The 19,501-nt window shown below is 30.6% G+C and carries 19 protein-coding genes; 14 read left to right on the top strand and 5 right to left on the bottom strand.

Translation table 11 applies throughout. The annotated features are described in order from the left end of the window. Positions 1-73 precede the first annotated feature (73 nt). Positions 74-3,151 (bottom strand): efflux RND transporter permease subunit, encoded by a 3,078-nt coding sequence (locus EP747_RS07920; protein WP_129689328.1) that lies wholly within the window; start codon positions 3,149-3,151, stop codon positions 74-76. A gap of 260 nt (positions 3,152-3,411) precedes the next feature. Between EP747_RS07920 and EP747_RS24710 the strand changes: the two genes are divergently transcribed. Continuing rightward, complete coding sequence (locus tag EP747_RS24710) at positions 3,412-3,522, top strand: DUF6254 family protein (protein WP_235832784.1); 111 nt, start codon at positions 3,412-3,414, stop codon at positions 3,520-3,522. Positions 3,523-3,735: 213 nt separating this feature from the next. On the opposite strand, the gene EP747_RS07915 is transcribed toward EP747_RS24710, so the two are convergent. Next, positions 3,736-3,921 (bottom strand): YkvS family protein, encoded by a 186-nt coding sequence (locus EP747_RS07915; RefSeq protein ID WP_069035503.1) that lies wholly within the window; start codon positions 3,919-3,921, stop codon positions 3,736-3,738. Between the two features lie 175 nt (positions 3,922-4,096). Between EP747_RS07915 and EP747_RS07910 the strand changes: the two genes are divergently transcribed. The 6 genes from EP747_RS07910 to EP747_RS07885 all read left to right on the top strand — a co-directional run bounded on the left by EP747_RS07910 (position 4,097) and on the right by EP747_RS07885 (position 9,575). Further along, complete coding sequence (locus EP747_RS07910; RefSeq protein WP_129689326.1) at positions 4,097-4,405, top strand: spore germination protein GerW family protein; 309 nt, start codon at positions 4,097-4,099, stop codon at positions 4,403-4,405. Positions 4,406-4,498: 93 nt separating this feature from the next. Further along, positions 4,499-4,693 carry a hypothetical protein gene (locus tag EP747_RS07905; RefSeq protein ID WP_025671747.1) on the top strand — a complete coding sequence of 65 codons (195 nt, stop codon included), beginning with the start codon at positions 4,499-4,501 and terminating at the stop codon, positions 4,691-4,693. Between the two features lie 359 nt (positions 4,694-5,052). Continuing rightward, positions 5,053-5,412 (top strand): class Ib ribonucleoside-diphosphate reductase assembly flavoprotein NrdI, encoded by a 360-nt coding sequence (gene nrdI / locus EP747_RS07900; protein ID WP_129689324.1) that lies wholly within the window; start codon positions 5,053-5,055, stop codon positions 5,410-5,412. After that, complete coding sequence (gene nrdE, locus EP747_RS07895) at positions 5,399-7,483, top strand: class 1b ribonucleoside-diphosphate reductase subunit alpha (protein ID WP_129689322.1); 2,085 nt, start codon at positions 5,399-5,401, stop codon at positions 7,481-7,483. Before nrdI ends, nrdE begins: the two co-directional genes overlap by 14 nt. Before the next feature lie 136 nt (positions 7,484-7,619). Next, positions 7,620-8,588 (top strand): class 1b ribonucleoside-diphosphate reductase subunit beta, encoded by a 969-nt coding sequence (gene nrdF, locus EP747_RS07890; protein ID WP_114341736.1) that lies wholly within the window; start codon positions 7,620-7,622, stop codon positions 8,586-8,588. 18 nt (positions 8,589-8,606) lie between these two features. After that, positions 8,607-9,575, top strand: coding sequence for a quinone oxidoreductase family protein (locus EP747_RS07885; protein WP_129689320.1), 969 nt, complete (start codon positions 8,607-8,609; stop codon positions 9,573-9,575). Between the two features lie 604 nt (positions 9,576-10,179). Here EP747_RS07885 and EP747_RS07880 read toward each other — a convergent pair. Next, entirely contained in the window at positions 10,180-11,403 is a 1,224-nt protein-coding gene (locus EP747_RS07880; protein ID WP_129689318.1) for a two-component system sensor histidine kinase NtrB, read from the bottom strand. 126 nt (positions 11,404-11,529) lie between these two features. Here EP747_RS07880 and EP747_RS07875 point away from each other — a divergent pair, with 126 nt between their 5' ends. Continuing rightward, positions 11,530-12,378 carry a DUF72 domain-containing protein gene (locus EP747_RS07875; protein WP_129689316.1) on the top strand — a complete coding sequence of 283 codons (849 nt, stop codon included), beginning with the start codon at positions 11,530-11,532 and terminating at the stop codon, positions 12,376-12,378. On the opposite strand, the gene EP747_RS07870 is transcribed toward EP747_RS07875, so the two are convergent. Further along, positions 12,375-12,788, bottom strand: coding sequence for a disulfide oxidoreductase (locus EP747_RS07870; RefSeq protein ID WP_088013893.1), 414 nt, complete (start codon positions 12,786-12,788; stop codon positions 12,375-12,377). The genes EP747_RS07875 and EP747_RS07870 overlap by 4 nt on opposite strands. Before the next feature lie 225 nt (positions 12,789-13,013). Beyond that, positions 13,014-13,718, bottom strand: a complete 705-nt coding sequence (deoD, locus tag EP747_RS07865) for a purine-nucleoside phosphorylase (protein ID WP_129689314.1) — start codon at positions 13,716-13,718, stop codon at positions 13,014-13,016. A gap of 298 nt (positions 13,719-14,016) precedes the next feature. On the opposite strand from deoD, the gene EP747_RS07860 reads away from it, so the two are divergent. The 6 genes from EP747_RS07860 to EP747_RS07835 all read left to right on the top strand — a co-directional run bounded on the left by EP747_RS07860 (position 14,017) and on the right by EP747_RS07835 (position 19,490). Next, positions 14,017-14,745 (top strand): hypothetical protein, encoded by a 729-nt coding sequence (locus EP747_RS07860; RefSeq protein ID WP_129689312.1) that lies wholly within the window; start codon positions 14,017-14,019, stop codon positions 14,743-14,745. Between the two features lie 10 nt (positions 14,746-14,755). Further along, positions 14,756-15,577: an HAD family hydrolase gene (locus tag EP747_RS07855; RefSeq protein WP_129689310.1), complete on the top strand. Its 822-nt coding sequence runs from the start codon at positions 14,756-14,758 to the stop codon at positions 15,575-15,577. Positions 15,578-15,771: 194 nt separating this feature from the next. Next, positions 15,772-16,659: a ComEC/Rec2 family competence protein gene (locus tag EP747_RS07850; protein ID WP_129689309.1), complete on the top strand. Its 888-nt coding sequence runs from the start codon at positions 15,772-15,774 to the stop codon at positions 16,657-16,659. 250 nt (positions 16,660-16,909) lie between these two features. Continuing rightward, the gene (nagA, locus tag EP747_RS07845; RefSeq protein ID WP_129689307.1) at positions 16,910-18,046 is read left to right on the top strand and encodes an N-acetylglucosamine-6-phosphate deacetylase; all 1,137 of its coding nucleotides are present in this window, start codon (positions 16,910-16,912) and stop codon (positions 18,044-18,046) included. Next, a complete protein-coding gene (gene nagB / locus EP747_RS07840; protein ID WP_129689305.1) occupies positions 18,043-18,753 on the top strand; it encodes a glucosamine-6-phosphate deaminase in 711 nt (236 codons plus the stop codon). The genes nagA and nagB overlap by 4 nt, the downstream gene beginning before the upstream one ends. After that, the gene (locus EP747_RS07835) at positions 18,753-19,490 is read left to right on the top strand and encodes a GntR family transcriptional regulator (RefSeq protein WP_129689304.1); all 738 of its coding nucleotides are present in this window, start codon (positions 18,753-18,755) and stop codon (positions 19,488-19,490) included. The genes nagB and EP747_RS07835 overlap by 1 nt, the downstream gene beginning before the upstream one ends. The last annotated feature ends 11 nt before the right edge of the window (positions 19,491-19,501 follow it).

Raw genomic sequence — 19,501 nt, 5'->3', positions numbered from 1 at the left:
AATCTAGTAGAACCAATTAAAAAACACAAATAAGAGAAAGGATTATTACCTTTCTCTTTTCCTATTTATCAAATTAATTATTAACTACCTTAGCAGTTTCCTCAGAATTAGCATGCTTTTTTTTTCTCTTAGAAAAGAACAGTTCATATACTACCGGAATAAATACTAGCGTTAATAAAGTCGATGAAGTTAAACCACCAATTACTGTAATAGCTAATCCTTTCGAAATAAGTGTACCACTAGACGTTGTTAATGCTAAAGGTAATAAAGCAGCTATTGTAGCAAATGCGGTCATTAATATAGGTCTTAGACGTGTTTTACCTCCCTCGATGATTGCTTGGCGAAGAGGTAATCTTTTTTGTTCTATATTTTGTCCGATTCGATCGACTAGAACGATTGCATTTGTTGTTACGATTCCAATTAACATTAGTAAACCAATCATTACACTAATTGAAAGTGGTTCGCCTGCAAGGAATAGTGAAACGAATGAACCGATTGGTACAAATACCAATGCAGATAAAATAATAAATGGAATTCGAGCTTTTCCAAAAGTAATTAACATGGTTAAATAGACTAATCCGATTGCAACTCCCATCGCAACACCTAAGTCTTTAAATGTTTGGGTTGTATCATCACTACCGCCACCACCTTTTAAAGCTACATCAGATGGTAAATCTACGTCTTTTTTTACATCATCGATTACTTCATTTGTCACTTTAGCAATGTCTTTACCTTTTATTTGAGCAGAAACCTTCGCAAATACTTTACCATCTAATTTTTGAATTGCAGAATATGTTTCAACTGCTTTAATTTCGGCTACATCTGATAATTTAATTGGTCCTAATTTACCAAGCAATTTGATATTTTTAATATCCTCTACAGATCGGAGTTCTTTATTGTAAGTTAATTGCACATTTTGGTCTTTTCCATCAATTTTTAATGTTCCCATATTGATTGGGTTTGTTTGGTCTGCAACTAAACCTAAAATCATGCCAGCGGAAAGACCATTTTCAGAAACTTTTTTCTCATTAACTGAAACAATAACTTGTTTTTGTTTTTCAGAGAAATTATTCGTAACATATTTTAGGTGATCATTCTTTTTCATATAGTCTTCAACTTTTTTTGCACTTTCTTGAAGTGCAACTAAGTTATTAGAATATAAATTGATGTCAACATTATTATTTGAAGGTGGACCACCAGAAGAGTTTTCTTGTAATCCTACTTTAGCACCTTGAACTTCTGAAGCTACTACTTTTTCCATTTTACTTTTTGTATCTTTAATAAATTGATCAACATCAGCACTTTGTTTTAAATTAATAAAATAGCTAGCTTTATTCTCAGTTTTTAGGCCTGTCATAAAGTCACGGCTACCAACGCCAGTAGAAACTTCTTTCACTTGCTTCATATTTAAGAACATCTTTTCCATTTTTAATGAAACTTCATTTGTTTTTTCTAATGATGTTGATGATGGCAGTTCTAATGAAGCAATGATTGATCGTGAAGATTCATTTGGAATAAATGTGAAACCTAGTCTACCTACTAAAGAGAAAGAACCTGCAAGTAATACAATAGCTAGTACAATGACAATCCATTTGCGATTTAATGATTTTTCAATCACTTTACCGTACCAAACTTGAATTTTTTCTTCTTTTTCTTCAGGTGGCACTTTCTTAAATGCATAGCGACCTAAAATTGGTACTATTGTAATCGAAACTAACAATGAAGCAAGTAAAGAAAAAACAATTGTTAAAGCAAAAGGCAGGAATATTTTACTAGTAAATCCACCTACAACACCTAAAGGTAAGAAAACTACAATTGTAGTAATAGTAGAAGATGTGACTGCTTTTAATATTTCTTTTGTTGAAGATAAAATTAAATTATTTGAAATGCCTTCTTTTGATTTACGTATTCTTCGGAAAATATTTTCAATTACAACGATACTATCGTCAACTACTCGCCCTACTGCAACTGCCATACCACCTAGGGTCATAATATTTAACGTTATATCTAATTTAAGCAAGAAAATCGATGTAATTAATAATGATAAAGGTATCGATATAATAGCAATAAATGTAGCTCTAAAGTTACGTAAGAAAATCAATACTGCTAATGAGGCGAATAATGCGCCTAATAAACCTTCTTTAATTAAAGATTCAACAGATGACTTTACGCCTTCAGCAGAACTATAGCCCACTTTATATGAAATTTCATTTTTGTACTTATCTAGTACTTTTATTACTTTGTCAGCTACTTCAACTGTATTTGCATCTTGTTTCTTTGTTATTGCCATTGAAATAGCATCATTTTCATAATAACGAATTAATTCGTCTTTAGAGTCTACTGATTCAATTTTAGCGATATCTCCTAATAAGACTTTCGGAGTTTGAGCATTTTGGTTTGGTGCAGTAGAAGTAAATGATGCAGGTTGTAATTCTAAATCCTTTAGTTTTTGGAGTGTATCTAATTTCTCTTCGACACGAATTGGAATTTTAATATCACCATCAGTTATTTTTCCAGCCGGGAAGGATAGGAATTTTGCATTAATTTGATCTTTTATACTTGTTAAAGAAAGCCCTAAATTTGCAATTTTTTGCTTATCAACTTCGATTGATAAAGAAGTAGTTTTTCCTCCACCTATCGAAACACTGTTTACACCTTCAATTTTATTTAAAGCTGGTACGATTTCGTCATTTAAAGTTGATTCGATATTTGAACCATCTTTTGAAAACATAGAGATGTAATAAATAGGGAATGATCCGAACGAAAAACGGTCTACTTTTGTTGTTACATTTTCAGGTAATCCAGCATCCTTTAAAGTTGTATTTATTTGTTGTTCAACTTTATCCATATCCGTATTAAATGGAAATTCTAAATTAATAACAGAAACACTTTCGAAAGAAGAACTTGAAAGTGTCTTTATTCCTTCGATTGATTTAAATGAATTTTCAAGTTTTGTTGTAATCTGCTCATTTATATCATCCGGTGCGGTACCAGGGTAAACAACTTGAACAGAGATTGCTGGAAATTCGATATTTGGAAGCTCTTCAACTTTTAATTTTGAATAAGAATATAATCCTCCAAATATTAATAAAAACGAAATAATAAAAATTGCTACAGAGTTTTTTAAACTAAACTTAGTTAAAAAGTTCATTAAATACCTTCCTTTCTATAGATCGTGATAAAGTAATAAATAAATATAATCCGAATTTTCAATCTTTTATTGACGTTTTTACTCACAGAAAGAAGAATGTTCATTTCAACTCTAGGATGCTGCTTTAAAATTCAAGAAAAAGCTCTTAAAGTTTTATACGATTTTCTTTCTCAATCCTTCTAAAAATAATTAACATATATTTTCATTTTTTGTGAAATGATAAGATGGCAAGAAATTGATTAATTTTAGGAGGTATGAAAATGACAAAATCAAAAAAAGAAAAGGAACGATTTTGGAATGAAAGAAAGTCGAACCATCAGCCACATGATAAAGTAAAATCGTTTAAAGAATTGGACAAAGAAACAAAATAGCCATCTCCTTTACTAAAGAGTGATTGGTACCAGATTTTTCCATGAATATCATTTATCACATTTTCATTTGTAATCATAAAAAAAAGTCCCGTGATATACACGGGACCTGAGACTGATTTGGTAAAGAATTCTAATAAAATTTTAATAGAATCGAAATCTATGTAGTTCGAACCTTTTAAAATATGAATATAAGCTGAATCTACTATTTTTAAACTATTCTGCTGTTCTTACTATTTTATAATTCTTATGGTTTACGACTGTTAGTGGTTCCATTTCTAAATCTCTGAAGTTTTCCATTATGGATATGTCAACAATGACAGAATTTTTATTAACTTTTTGTACTCTACCTTTCAACCCCTGTTTAAACTCAATGATATTTCCTGCTTCTGCAATTTTCATGAGCATATCTCCTAACAAAGTTTTGACTTGACACCTTCTATAATGCATGAAAACGGTTTAAAGGTAAAGAGAAAATTTAAATTTTTTTACAATTATGTCTTTTTTCATAAGAAACTATGTTTAAAAACCTTTTGATAGGCAAAAATGGTTGTAGCACTTTCAGGAGGTTAGTTTGTTGAAAGAATGGTTTGAAGAGTTTGAAGTAGAAATTTCAAATGAAATTAAAAATTTGGTTAGTAGTAATACACTTATTGGTGATCCGATATTATTTTTTGAAAAAATTATTTTAGTACCATTTTTTGAAATGATTTTAGCACTAGGCGAAGCACATTCATCATACGAGTTTGCAAGTATTGGAACAGGAGTAGAAGTAATTCCCAAAGCATTCTTAGTTTTAAAAGATGGAAAAAGTGAAGTGATTTTAGTAAATAATAAAAATATGAATTTAGCTGTTACAGAAAAAATTCTTGATGTAACTATTTAGTTTCCATTAAGTACATTCTTTGTTAATGTTATGTTTGAAGTTTATTTCTTGTAGCGATCAAAAAAAACGATCAAAATAATAAAGGGTGATTATATGGAACAAAATGAATTTATCAATTTGATTGATCAGCTAGTAAAAGGTGAGATTTCAGAAATTAGCGTTACAAAAGATGATTTTTTAACATTTAGACAAATAATCGTTAATCGAGAGGACTTTAAGCACTTTCGTGGGATTGCTCAGCATGGAGGCCATGTAATTTATACTTACTTGGAAGAAGCTAGAAGTTGACTATTTTTGTTAAAATCTAAAGCCAAAATAATATTATTTTAATCTTGTACTCATTAAAAGTTTGCGAAAAAAAAAAAAGTTTTTTTAGCTTTTTTTCTTATTTCGCAAGGTGTTAATGAGTACTTTTTTTGTGAAAATGTTATGACCTCATTTGACAAAAAAATCGTTTTACACTTTATTGCACTCTTCTCCATAATTTGTTAAATTTCATATATTGCTTTATTTCGAGACATATTGTCGAAATGTTTATTTTCTAAAATAATTACCTATATGTTGTGTTTGTTCTAAAAAGGTAATACAATATGTAGGTATATAATATAAGTATTTTCAATATTCTTACATATTAACGAGGTGATAATATGGTGATAGTTTACAGTTCAATGACTGGCAATGTTAAGCGATTTGTCAATAAAGTTAGAATGCCGTCAATCCAAATAAAAGATGGACTAAAAATTGAAGTACCGTATATTCTCGTAACCTATACTACAGGATTTGGTAACGTACCTGAAAACGTAAGTACTTTTTTGGAGGGTAATTCGAAGTATTTAAAAGCAGTCAGTGCAAGTGGTAATAAAAACTGGGGAGATTCTTTTGCAGCAAGTGCAGATAAAATAGCATCAGACTATCAAGTTCCAGTGTTATCAAAGTTTGAACTGTCAGGGACAAGTCGAGATGTACAATATTTTATTGAAGGAGTGGAAAAGCTTGAGACATATTGAGCTGAATAATGAATTGACGATTAAAAAAGATGGTTTTTTTGATCTCGCAAAAGATAAAGAAGCGCTTCTTTGTTTCTTAAAAGAAGTTGAAGATAAAAAGATTCAGTTTTCTTCTTTAAAAGAACGCTTAAACTATATGATTCAAGAAAACTACTATTATAATGTCGAGATGGATTACTCCTTTGATGAAATAGAAAAATTATATGAGTTAGTATACAATGCAGGTTTCACTTTTCAATCATATATGGCCGCATCAAAATTCTTTAAAGATTACGCATTAAAAACAAATGATGGAAAGCATTATTTAGAAGGATATGAAGATCGAATTGCGATCGTTGCACTATATTTAGGAAGAGGCAATATTGAAAAAGCATTGAAATTAGCAAAAATGATGATTCAACAAAACTATCAGCCAGCTACTCCAACTTTCTTAAATGCTGGAAGAAGTAGAAGAGGCGAATTGGTGTCATGTTTCTTACTAGAAATGGACGATAGTTTAAATTCAATAGGATTCCAAATTAATACGGCAATGCAACTGTCAAAAATCGGCGGTGGTGTTGCACTAAATCTATCAAAACTTAGAGCGCGTGGAGAACAAATTAAAGAAATTGATAACGCTGCAAGTGGTGTTGTTCCTGTTATGAAGCTATTAGAAGATTCATTTTCATATGCTAACCAGCTAGGACAACGTAAAGGTGCTGGTGCATCATATTTAAATATTTTCCACTGGGACGTAGTTGAATTTCTTGATACAAAAAAAATCAATGCCGATGAGAAGAGTAGAATTCAATCACTATCAATCGGTTTAATTGTTCCAAATAAATTTTTTGAACTAGCAGAAAAAAATGAACCATTCTATGTATTCGCACCTTATACAGTGTATAAAGAATATGGAATTCATTTAGATGATTTTGATATAGATGAAAGATATGAAGAATTATTAAATAATGAGCGAGTTAAAAAGAAAAAACTAGATTTAAGTGCACGTGATCTTTTAGTAAAAATTGCCGCGATTCAGTTAGAATCTGGTTATCCATATTTGATGTATAAAAGTAATGCTAATCAACAGCATGCATTAAAGGATATTGGCGAAATTAAAATGTCTAATTTGTGTACAGAAATTTTTCAACTACAAGAAACATCAGTCATTAATAACTATGGTGAAGAAGATCAAATCAAACGTGATGTGAATTGTAATTTAGGATCATTAAACATTGTAAACGTAATGGAAAATAAAGCGATCAGAGAATCTGTACATGTTGGGATTGAGGCATTAACCGCTGTAACTGATATGACGGAAATAGAGAATGCACCTACAGTGAAAAAGGCAAATGAAGAACTTCATTCGGTTGGTCTAGGTGCAATGAATTTGCATGGATTTTTAGCGAAAAATGGAATTTCATATGAAAGTGCTGAGGCTAAAGATTTTGCGAATACATTCTTTATGATGGTAAACTTTTATTCTATTGAAAAAAGTATGTTAATCGCTAAAGAAACTGGTAAAACGTTTAAGGATTTTGAAAAGAGTGAATATGCTAAAGGTACTTATTTTGAAAAGTATACTTCAAAATCATTTGAACCTAAAACAGGCAAGGTAAAGGAATTATTTAATGGGATCTATATCCCGAATGAATTTGACTGGGTTACGTTAAGTAAGCAAGTACAAGCGTATGGATTATATAACAGTTATCGTTTAGCAATCGCGCCTACTCAATCGATTAGCTACATTCAAAATGCTACTTCATCGGTTATGCCGATTGTAAATGTTATTGAATCTAGAACTTACGCAAATTCAACAACTTATTATCCGATGCCATATTTATCAAAAAATAGTTTCTGGTATTATAAATCAGCTTATGATATTAACCAATTTAAGTTAATCGACTTAATTGCTGAAATTCAGCAGCATGTCGATCAAGGGATTAGTACAATCTTATATGTAAACAGTGATATCTCAACGCGAGAGCTTGCTAGGTACTATATTTATGCTAATAAAAAAGGATTAAAGAGTTTATATTACACACGTACTCGTAAATTGAGTGTAGAAGAATGTATTAGTTGCTCAGTATAAAAAAGTAATATTGAACTTCTAAATTGAATCAAAATTAAATTACTTAATGATCTAAAATGAAAAGCTCGAATATAGAATGCTTTATGCATATTTTTCTATATCATCGAGCTTTCTTTATGATTAGGGGGAAATATAAATGAAAGCTGTTAACTGGAATAAAAAAGAAGATGATTTTAGTTTAGTATTTTGGAAGCAAAATCTATCGCAGTTTTGGACTGAAGAAGAAATTGTCGTTTCATCTGATAAAAATACTTGGAATACATTATCAAAAGAGGAACAATCAGCATTTAAAAAGGTTTTAGGTGGTCTAACATTATTAGATACTAAGCAAGGCGGAGAAGGTATGCCTTTAATCTTAGTTCATCTTAAAAATTTACAAGCAAAAAGTGTACTAGCATTTATGGGTGCAATGGAAGAAGTACATGCGAAAAGCTATTCGCATATTTTTACAACTCTAGCTACAGAAGATGAAATTGAAGATTTGTTTAAATGGGTGGACGAGCATCCAATTTTAACTAAAAAATCGGAATTAATTTCTTCCTATTATTTAAATCTATTAAAGCGTGATGTTTCGGATGAAGAGTTATACATGGCAATGGTTGCAAGTGTATTTTTAGAAAGTTACTTATTTTATAGTGGATTTTTCTTCCCATTATACTTAGCTGGTCAAGGTAAAATGACTGCTAGTGGAGAGATTATTAATCTAATTTTACGTGATGAAAGTATTCATGGTGTATTTGTAGGGCTATTAGCGCAACAAATTTATGATCAATTTACTGATGAACAAAAAACTCGACTTTACAATGAAACAATGTCATTATTAGTTCAATTATATGAAATTGAGTTGCAATATACAGAAGAAATTTATTCTTCAATTGGTTTAGTAGATGAAGTTAATAAGTTTATTCGATATAATGCAAACAAAGCGTTAATGAACTTAGGATTTGATTATTATTTTGATGAAGAAGATATTAATCCGATAGTTTTAAATGGTTTAAAAACGGATACTAAAAATCATGATTTCTTCTCTGTTAAAGGTAATGGGTATGTAAAAGCAGTTACAGTGGAAAAATTAACAGATGAGGATTTTGTTTTTGAATTTTAAATATAAGGAAGTATGTAAATGAAAGCACTTGTTTTTAGAGAATTTGGTCAATCAGACGTATTAAGATACGAAGAAATAGCAACACCTAAAATTTCAAATGATGAAGTATTAGTTGAAATGAAGGCTGTAGGTGTTAATTTTGCAGATATTTATCGTCGTAAAGGAAATTATCATTTAGCAGGTGATCCTCCATATATTTTAGGGTATGAAGGCTCTGGAATTATTACTGAAGTCGGTTCTGATGTAACGGACTATAAAATAGGAGATCGCGTAGCGTTTGCAGATGTTCCTTTTTCGAATGCAGAGTATGTTGCTGCAAAGGAATCTCATATTGTACCAATTCCAGATGAAATTAACTTTGAAATTGCTGCATCTATTATGTTACAAGGGTTAACTGCACATTATTTAATTAATGATAGTTATAAAATAAAAGCAGGTGATGTTGCACTTGTTCATGCAGTAGCAGGTGGTGTGGGCCAATTATTGACTCAAATGATTCTTTTAAAAGGTGGAGAGGTAATCGGTTTAACCTCATCACAAGAAAAAAGAGAAAAAGCTTTATCAATCGGTGCAAAAGAAGTATTTTTATATACTGATAATTGGGTTTCACAAATCAAAGAATTAACAAAAGAAAAAAATGGTGTAGATGTTGTATATGAATCAGTAGGATCTACAATAATGGATAGCTTTGAAGCAACAAAAGTTCACGGTACAGTTGTATTTTATGGAATGGCTGGAGGGGATCCAGTTCATATCGATCCAAGAATGTTAATGGATACCTCAAAAACGCTAACTGGTGGAGACTTGTGGAATGTGCTAATTTCGAAGGAAGAGAGACTACGTAGAAGTAATGAGCTATTTAATTGGATTGCAACTAAACAATTAATCGTACAACAACCTACTGTGTTTCCTTTAAAAGATGGTAAGCTTGCTCATGATCTATTAGAAAGTAGAAAATCAACTGGAAAAATCATCTTATCTGTTTAATAAATTAGACCAAAACTTTGATGTTTTGGTCTTTTTCCACGCTGTTGAAAAACAACCTTGTCAATTAAATTACCAAATTTTCGTAAAAGGAGTAGAGTGATGTTGATTTCCACTACAGGATGCTCGCTTTCCATGGGGCGAGACCTGAGCCTCCTCGGCGAGCCTGTGGGGTCTCAGCCTTCCCGCTTATATCATAGGAGTCGAGCATCCCTCCGTTCCAATCAACTTATTCATCAAAAAAAGTCTACAATAAATACTAATCAAATAGCCTTTACTTAGAGTAATCTAACAGTTGTTTATTAATCAGTTTGCAGGTCAATTAAGATCGAACATTAATTAAACTAATTAATTGAATTTGTTTTTCTAAAAATTAGCTCATAATATTTTTAACTTCTGAAAAAAACCATTACTAGTGTTATTGGAATCATAAAATAGTTCAAACATATTAACATTTAAAACCATTAATAGAACATCCAAAAAATGATAATTTCATCATTAAATAAATGTTCATTTAATGTCCGTTTTCCCTATTGACCATTTTATATTTCAACACTCTTAAAAAAGACCAAAACTTTGATGTTTTGGTCTTTTTTCATGGATAAAGCTATTTAATTGGTAATGTAATTGTAAAAGTAGTTCCATTATTATCGCTTATTGCAGATATGGTACCGTTATGATTTTGAATCAGTTTTTTCGTTAGAGATAAACCTAGTCCAGTACCGTCATCTTTAGTTGAGAAGAACGGATCAAATATATATGGTAAATCTGATGATGGAATTCCTGATCCATCATCTCTTAATGAGATATAAATAAAATCTTTATCAATATAAGTTGCAATGATAATTGTAAGCAGACCTTCTTTTTTTGCATCTAATGCATTATGAAATAAATTTAAAATTACTTGTACAAGTTGGTTTTTATCAAAGAAAATATGTGCTCCTATTAATTCCTCAGAAAGGTAATATTCAATCTTAACATTATTTAAAACAGTCTCGCTAAATAATAGTTGTTTTATATGATTTGATAAAAAATCGTTAATATTAATAGGCTCTGGTTTATAGTTCGCATTCTTTGTAATAGATAAAAAGTCAGTAATTATTCCATTTGCTCTATCTAATTCTGGAATCAATAAATCATTAAACAATTGCTTATATTGAGGGGGAGCTTCTTCTTGCAAGAATTGCAAATAACCTCTAACAGTTGTAAGTGGATTACGGACTTCATGTGCTATACCTGCAGCAATTCTACCTGACATTGCTAGCTTTTCAGAATCCCTTGCCTCGTTTAAATTATGAAAAACACCAATTACTCTTGAAATTTCTCCATTTAAATCACGGATGATACGAGTATTGATAATCCCATAGTTAATATTTAAAATTTCCTTATTATAAAATTCTTCACCTGAATAAAGTGTTTGTAGTAAACAAATGTCTTTGTCGTCTATTTTTAATAAATTTCTAATATGTCTTCCGATTAATTCGTATTTAGTAATTCTAAAATCAATCGCAACTTGTTGATTATATAGCGTAATGATCCCATCTTTATCGATAAATACTATGTGATGCGGTAATGCATCGTAGATCGATTGTAAAGTTCTTCTACTATTAGATAAAAAGTTAGAGAATTTAGTATGTAATGGAAGTGTTTCATTATTTTTATTACAAAAAGTTGTATTTCTAGTTAAATGATTTGAATTAGATAATTCACGAGTTTCATTTGAAAATATAGATCCGGAAGTTATTGTATTTAAAATTGTTTCATACGATTTTACTTTTTCTTCAAGCTCGGTAATTTTATTTTTTAGTTCCTGTACTGTCTCGTTAATCATTTACACTATACTCCAATTTCTACTAAAATAAGATTATACTGTAAACATTATATCAAACTAATTCGTTTATTTTAATGAAAATTAGAAATAATTAATTAATAATGAAAGAACTAATGGGAGAGAAGTATGGAAATAAAAATTGGAGTTACTGGGTGGGGCGATCATGATAGTTTATACCCTGATCGGATACACTCTTCAAAAAAATTGAGACAATATTGTATGCATTTTCCAATTGTTGAAATTGATTCTTCCTATTATAGCATTATGCCACAATCAAACTATCAAAAATGGGTAAATCAAACAACAGATGACTTTTCATTTATCGTTAAAGCATATGGCGGAATAACGGGCCATTCAAGGCAAAACTATTCTAAAGAGGAACAAATTTTACTGTTAACTCCATTTTTGGAATCGATACAGCCCTTAATTGAAGTGAATAAATTAAAAGGTATATTATTTCAGTTTCCACCATGGTTTAATTGTAAAAAGGAAAATGTTGACTTATTAAGAATTTTGAAAAGTAAACTTAAAGGACTTCCGGCAATTTTAGAATTTCGTAATCAGACATGGTTTTATCCCAGGTTTTATGAGCAAACTTTGAAGTTTATGGAGGAAGAAGGATGGATTCATTCAATTTGTGATGAGCCACAAGCAGGTAATGGTAGCATACCAATCGTATTACATCCTACGAATCCGAATTTAACTTTAATCCGTTTCCATGGCCGAAATATATATGGATGGAATCACAATGGGCAAGATAATTGGCGCGAGGTACGTTATTTATACCGATATAATGAAGAAGAATTATACGAATGGATAGAAAGAATTGAACAGTTATCAAAAAACACAAAAGAAATTTGTATACTGTTTAATAATAATTCTGGTGGAGATGCAGCGGATAATGCTAAACAATTAATGAAGCTGCTAGGCATCGAATTTGGACCATCTTCTACCGAGCAGCTTGAATTATTTTAATTTGATTTACGTAAAAGAGTTATGCAGCAAATATTAATAAGTAGGAATGCAACAAATGCTAACATTGGAATTGTAATGAATCCAAACCAATTTAAATAATCCCCAGTACAAGGGACCGGACCACACTGTGTTGCTGTTTCCTTAAGTGCAGGAACTTTTTGAATTAAAATATGATAGATTGAAATACACATACCTATTAATGATAAAGGCAAAACATAAATAACATCTTTTATTTTATTTTTATAAAAAGCGATTCCGATAATAAAAACGATCGGGTACATAAAAATTCGCTGATACCAGCATAATGAACATGGTGTCCAATGATTAATAACTGAAAATGATAAACTACCTAGTGTTGCAATAATACTTACAATCCAGGTGAAAAATAAAATTGATTGCTGTTTCTTCATTCCTTACCATCCTTAATTAGATTTTCGATATTGCTATTGTACCTTTGATTGGATGTAAAGTGGTACAAAAACGATGTATGGTCACTAATTTTTTAGAAATTTAAATTTTAGTTATTTAAAGAGTCTGGAAAAAGAATATTCTGGGCTTTTTTGATTGTGAAAAAAAGAATATTTTAAAAGCAAAAAAACCTGAGATCATAATCCCAGGTATTTTTAAAAGATTTATTAAGCGATTGCTGCATCTAAAGCGATGACAATCATGTCATTAAAAGTAGTTTGTCTTTCCTGTGCAGATGTTTCTTCACCAGTGAAGATATGATCACTTACAGTTAAAACAGTAAGTGCGTCTACATTATGTTTCGCTGCAATTGTATATAATGCAGTAGTTTCCATTTCTACAGCAAGAACGCCGTAATTACCTAATTTTTCATACATGTCCATACTATCTCGGTAGAAAATATCTGAAGTTAAAATATTTCCTACTTTAACATTTAACCCTTTATTCACTGCACCATCATACGCTTTCTTTAATAAATCAAAGCTAGCACATGGAGAATAATCGAAACCAGGGAATGTTTGACGATTCATATTTGAATCTGTACAAGTCGTCATCGCAATAATGACATCACGAATTTTTACATCCTTTTGAAGTCCACCACATGTACCAACGCGAATCAAAGTTTTTACACCATAACTATTAATCAGTTCATTTACATAAATTCCAATTGAAGGTATTCCCATTCCAGTACCTTGAACGGAAATTCTTTGGCCTTTATATGTACCAGTAAAACCAAGCATTCCACGTACTTCATTATAACAAACAACATCTTCTAAAAATGTTTCTGCGATATATTTAGCTCTTAATGGGTCCCCAGGTAATAAAATTTTATCAGCAATTGCACCTTGTTCAGCACCAATATGTATACTCATTTAAAGATCCTCCTTAAAACTGTTGGTAAATAGCCCATCTATTATCAGTATGTTAGTTTCTACATTTAAATAAAAAACATTCTTATTTGTATCGCTACTTAAAGGAAAAAGTAAGATGGACGTAGTACATATTAAATATAGAAATATTCATAGACAAAATTAACCAATACAGATAATTTATGGCGAATTTTAATTATTGCACAGGTGATAAAATAATGAAAGAGTTTACAATTAGAATTTCAGCTTTCTTGAAATAACTAAAAATTATTAATTTTAACTAGTTAAGGGAGAATGATCTATGAAATTTCGTTTTATTGCAGCTCTATGTATAGCTATATTAATTATTCTATTAATTAGCAATCGACTAGTTAATCATAGTATATTATCAAGTGGTAGCCAGATTAGCCAACTTAAAGTTCAAAAAGTAAAATGGAATCTTACGACTAAAAAAAACTCACAAGAAGTAACCGTTTCATCTAGAACTTTGAATGTGTTACAACGTGAAAAAATCAGAATATTTATTACGACAGATCAATTAAATTCTTATAAAGTCATTGAACCTGTATATAATGGAAATAATCAATTTACATTTAAGTATTCCTTTAAGAAAGACACTCCTTATTATGTTAGTATTTTTTTAAACAATCAAACGCTTGATACAAAGATTTTCCAAAAACAAAAGGACAAAAAAGAAGAAGTATTTCCGACAGCAATCTTAACAAAAAAGACTGATGATTACAGAGTTTCGCTACTATATACTTCAATTCTTCCAAAAACTAAGAGTAAAATTACATTTGATTTTGATCAATTTAAAAAACGTTCCAAATTTACAGATCAGCAATTTTATATTATGAATGAAGAAGGAACATACTTTAGACTAATTAGTAATCCTAATAATCATTCAAAAGTAAACTATGAACTTGATTTACCTGAAGCAGGTATGTATAAAATATTTTATGAATTTAAATTAAATGACGATCGAAAATCATTTAATTTTATTTTAGACGTAAAAGACAAAGACAGCTAAGGAGTAGGAAATGCACAATTTATTAATGAATTCAAAAGTATTAGTTTTTGATTTAGATGGTACTTTGTATGATGGCACAGAGCACTACGATTACTATGCCAATTTACTTGCAAATGAAATAAGTTCAGAAAAGCGTGATTCTTTTTTAACGGATTATAAAAAAATAAAAGATTATGACCATGCTTTAACAATTGGAAAAATTTATGACACAGAAAATGATTTAATCATATCATTAGACCCCATTACGCTGAAGCCAATTCAAGTATTCACTTGGGAAGGACAGCTACTCTCTAAAGACGAACTTCCAGAGAATTATCTTGAAAAAATTAATTATGAATTACCATATATCCCAGTAGGTGATGGTTGGTGGATTCCTTTAGTAGCAAGTTATCACTATGGTGCAAGAGACGTATATCACTGCTATGATAAAACAAAGGAGTATATGGCAACAAAAGAGTTTAGTATTCCTTATATAAAAGGTTTAAAAGAGGCTTTAGAAAAAGTTAAGGATTCAAAAAAATTAATATTGTTAACGAACTCTGATCGAGAAGATGTAACTAGATTACTGAAGTTACTTAATTTAAACGAATTATTTCATTTAGAAATTACGGATGGAAAGAAGCCATTAGAAACAGGAAACCATTTTAAAAGTATAATGAGTAAGTTCAATGTTATGCCACATGAAATTGTGTCAATCGGTGATAATTTCATTAATGAAATTTCTCCTGCTTTAAAATTAGGTATGCACGGAGTTTACATTACAAATCAAACGACTATACAAGTTAGTGACTCCTTATTAGTTGTAAAAAGACTAGAAGAAGTATTTGAGTAACTTTAAAAAACTGTAAGCGAAAAATTGCTTACAGTTTTTTTGTTGTGGATTTTTATTGATAATTTACTGATTTTTAACACCGATTTGAATTACATTTCCAATTTGAAGTATACTCTATTTCCAACTTATTTTTATAGGGCTTCATACATACTTTTGAAATTGCTATGAGAAAATAATGTTAGGAGGAAGTGTGAATGAACAAAAATCGAAAACTATACTCTCTCATATTTTCTATCTTTATTTTTTTTACTGCTTTTTTTAGTCATAACATAAATACTGAAGCAAGAACTACAAATTATGGCTATATTACTCACCCGTTATTAATTTATTTTTTTGATGTAGGTCAAGGAGATAGCATGGTTATGATTTTACCAAATGGTAAGACATTACTGATCGATGGAGGAGATGTTGAACATGGTGGAGTCGTTATAAAAAAACTTAGACGACTACATATAAATGCGATTGATCTATTAGTCAGTACACATCCAGATATCGATCATATTGGTGGGTTATTAAAAGTAATGAATAGTGTTAAGATAACAAAAATCCTGGATAGTGGAAAAAAATATAATTCACATTCTTATTACTTATATAAGAAAGAAGCGTATCAGAAGAATATTCCTATTAGTATTGCAAAGTTAAATGAAAAAATAATGCTTGACCCTAATGTAGATATCACGGTTTTAAATAGCGGGAAAAAATCGTATACGAATAATAATAGTTCAATTGTATTGAAGGTAAAATATGATGACATTTCAATTTTATTAACTGGAGATATTGAAAGAAAAGCCGAACAAAGATTAATTAAAAATGAGAATATCAATGCACAAGTACTAAAAATTCCGCATCATGGATCATCAACATCAACTTCAGAAGCGTTTTTATTTGCTGTAAATCCTACAGTCGCAATCCTTTCATATGATAAATTTAACTTATTTGGTCATCCACATCGGTCAGTAATGAAGCGGTTAAATCACCTCGGAATTAAGCAATATACAACGGACCAATTTGGAGATATCGAATTATCAACAAATGGTCATAAATTATATATCGAAAAAGAAGAAGTATTGGTTGATCCATGAAGGACAAGAACCAATACTTCTACTTTTTTAGTGGTAAGGAGATTTAAAGAATCTGCAAATTCGACATTATTTGTGACGTTTTTGTTAATTGTTATTTAGTAGTATAGACAACTAGGAGTATATATCATAAAATAGTTATGAAGAAATCAAGGCACTTATATAAATGAATGTGAATGATGATTAAGTAAACACTACTTTCTATATTGGGGTATTGGCGAAGACTTCTTAAGCAAAGGAAAGAGGAGAGTAAATGAAATCAATTATTAATGTAAAAATTTACACAGGTACAGAAGTAATTGAAAATGGTTATATTCGATACGATGAAAAAATTTCTTCTGTTGGTCAAATGAATGATTACGAAAATGAAGGAGAAGAAGTAATTGATGGAAAAGGAACAGTTATTATTCCTGGAATGATTGATATCCATATACACGGAGCATATGATGTCGATGCAATGGATGCTGATCCAAATTCAATGGTAACTATGAGTAAAGAAATGATGAAGGAAGGGGTAACAACCTTCTTCCCAACTACAATGACACAATCTAAAGAAAATATTAAAAATGCTTTAAAATCTTTAAACGAGGCTAAAAAACTTGGTGCACATTTTGAATATATTCATTTAGAAGGACCGTTTGTAAATAAAAATAAAGCTGGAGCACAACCATTAGTATACATTATTAACCCTGACGTTGAACTATTTAAAGAATGGCAAGAAGCTTCTGGTGGATTAATTAAATTAGTTACTTATGCGCCAGAGGTTGAAGGTGCTATAGAGTTAGAAAAAGAGCTAGAGCGGACTAATGTAGTCGGTACTGTAGGTCACTCTGATGCGATCAGTTCAGATTTTGAAGGTAGAAATATTTTCCACGCTACACATTTGTACAACCAAATGAGACCTATGCATCATCGTGAAGCAGGTACAGTTGGACATGTATTACTTGATGACCGAGTAATGGTAGAAATGATACCCGATGGAATTCATATTCATCCTGATATGGTAAAACTTGCTTATCGCCTAAAAGGTGCTAAAAAAATAAGCGTAATTACTGATGCGATGAGAGCAAAAGGGTTAGAGGACGGCAAGTATGAATTAGGTGGCCAACCTGTATTTGTAAAGGATAAAAGTGCAAGATTAGAAGACGGAACGCTTGCGGGTAGTATTTTAAAAATGGATGATGCATTCAGAAACATTATGGCATTTACTGGCTGTAGTCCTGAAGAAGCAGTACAAATGACATCAATAAACCAAGCTGAAGAATTTGGTCTTAAACATAAGGGCGCATTAGAACCAGGTAAAGATGCTGATTTTGTGCAAATGACACCTGATTTCTTCGTTATTGATACAACTAGACAAGGTAAAAATATGAATGAGGTGACTTTATGAACGTAATCGTAGTAAAAAATGCAGAAGAAATTTCAAAAGTAGCATATGAAAAAATGGTAAAAGCTTTTGAAGGGAAAGCGGAATTCACATTAGGATTGGCTACAGGTGGATCTCCATTAGGTATTTATGAACTTTTCCGTATCCATAAACCAGATGTTTCAAACGTCATTACTGTAAATCTTGATGAATATGTTGGACTTGCTGAAGATGATCAAACAAGCTACCACACTTATATGTCAGAACAACTTTTTAACCATTTAAATTTTAAAGAAAACCATTTACCAAACGGAAATACAAAGAATTTAGAAGAAGCTTGTAAAAATTATGAAGAATTACTACAAAAGCATCCTGTAGATTTACAACTTTTAGGAATAGGTGAGAATGGTCATATTGCATTTAATGAACCTGGTACACCATTCGATACACCGACTCATATTGTAGAGCTTACAGAATCAACACGTAACGCAAATAAAATTTATTTTGAGAACGAAGAAGATGTCCCTACACATGCAGTAACTATGGGGATTGGTTCAATTATGAGAGCTAAAGAAATCATTTTAGTAGCTTCAGGCATTAAAAAGGCTGAAGCAGTTAAGGAAATGTTAAATGGAAAATTAGATATTAACTGTCCTGCTACAGCACTTCAAAACCACAATAACGTAACAATTGTTGTTGATGAAGAAGCATACTCACTTTGTACTAAATAATGTTAAAACTTGATAAAAATTCACCGTTACCGATTTATTTTCAAATACAAGAGATTTTAAAGCTGAAAATTAACTCAGGAGAATGGAAACCTGGTGAGCGAATTCCCTCTGAGCAAACATTGAGTGAGATGTTAAATGTAAGCAGGATGACAATAAGACAAGCATTAAACAATCTTGTAAAGGAATCATTAATAAGCCGGAAACGTGGAATTGGTACGTTTGTATCAGTAAAAGATGGAATTGAAGTTGAGGAATCATTAAAATCATTAAGGAGTTTTTCTGAGGATATTACATCCATAGGATTGACCCCTACTAATAAACTACTTGGTTTTTCAACGATCGAAGCTGATGAATATTTAGCAGAAGTGTTATCAATTGAAAGTGGATCTGAAATTTTTAAAATTGAAAGATGTCGTTTAGCAAATGATCATCCCATTGCAATCGAAACAACGTACCTACCAAAAAAATTAGTAAATCGAATTGATGAAAAAGCATTGAATCATTCCTTATATGAATATTTTGAAGTTACATTAGGTTATTCAATTAAAAAAGCTACAAAATGGATTAAAGCATCTTTAATGACAGAAAAAGATTCATTAATTCTTGAGGTAGCGGAGGATTCTCCTGCTTTAGAATTACACCAAGTAACGTTTATTAATGAAGGTATACCACTTGAATATGTAAGTTGTATTTACCGAGCGGATCGCTATCGTTTTACGATTGATATTGACCGTTAAAAAGGGTGCTT

Origin of the sequence: Gottfriedia acidiceleris (genome assembly GCF_004138285.1) — a bacterium.
Classification (GTDB): domain Bacteria; phylum Bacillota; class Bacilli; order Bacillales; family Bacillaceae_G; genus Gottfriedia; species Gottfriedia acidiceleris_A.
The sequence above is the reverse complement of the archived record's forward strand: the minus strand, read 5'-3'. Positions and strand labels throughout refer to the sequence as shown.

Coding starts and splice junctions, on each gene's coding strand:
- nrdF (WP_114341736.1), top strand. CDS start 7,620: ATGAAAGCTGTTAACTGGAATAAAAAAGAAGATGATTTTAGTTTAGTA.
- nagB (WP_129689305.1), top strand. CDS start 18,043: ATGAACGTAATCGTAGTAAAAAATGCAGAAGAAATTTCAAAAGTAGCA.
- EP747_RS07855 (WP_129689310.1), top strand. CDS start 14,756: ATGCACAATTTATTAATGAATTCAAAAGTATTAGTTTTTGATTTAGAT.
- EP747_RS07915 (WP_069035503.1), bottom strand. CDS start 3,921: ATGAAAATTGCAGAAGCAGGAAATATCATTGAGTTTAAACAGGGGTTG.
- EP747_RS07850 (WP_129689309.1), top strand. CDS start 15,772: ATGAACAAAAATCGAAAACTATACTCTCTCATATTTTCTATCTTTATT.
- deoD (WP_129689314.1), bottom strand. CDS start 13,718: ATGAGTATACATATTGGTGCTGAACAAGGTGCAATTGCTGATAAAATT.
- EP747_RS07905 (WP_025671747.1), top strand. CDS start 4,499: ATGGAACAAAATGAATTTATCAATTTGATTGATCAGCTAGTAAAAGGT.
- nrdI (WP_129689324.1), top strand. CDS start 5,053: ATGGTGATAGTTTACAGTTCAATGACTGGCAATGTTAAGCGATTTGTC.
- EP747_RS07880 (WP_129689318.1), bottom strand. CDS start 11,403: ATGATTAACGAGACAGTACAGGAACTAAAAAATAAAATTACCGAGCTT.
- EP747_RS24710 (WP_235832784.1), top strand. CDS start 3,412: ATGACAAAATCAAAAAAAGAAAAGGAACGATTTTGGAATGAAAGAAAG.
- nagA (WP_129689307.1), top strand. CDS start 16,910: ATGAAATCAATTATTAATGTAAAAATTTACACAGGTACAGAAGTAATT.
- EP747_RS07860 (WP_129689312.1), top strand. CDS start 14,017: ATGAAATTTCGTTTTATTGCAGCTCTATGTATAGCTATATTAATTATT.
- EP747_RS07835 (WP_129689304.1), top strand. CDS start 18,753: ATGTTAAAACTTGATAAAAATTCACCGTTACCGATTTATTTTCAAATA.
- EP747_RS07920 (WP_129689328.1), bottom strand. CDS start 3,151: ATGAACTTTTTAACTAAGTTTAGTTTAAAAAACTCTGTAGCAATTTTT.
- EP747_RS07875 (WP_129689316.1), top strand. CDS start 11,530: ATGGAAATAAAAATTGGAGTTACTGGGTGGGGCGATCATGATAGTTTA.
- EP747_RS07885 (WP_129689320.1), top strand. CDS start 8,607: ATGAAAGCACTTGTTTTTAGAGAATTTGGTCAATCAGACGTATTAAGA.
- EP747_RS07870 (WP_088013893.1), bottom strand. CDS start 12,788: ATGAAGAAACAGCAATCAATTTTATTTTTCACCTGGATTGTAAGTATT.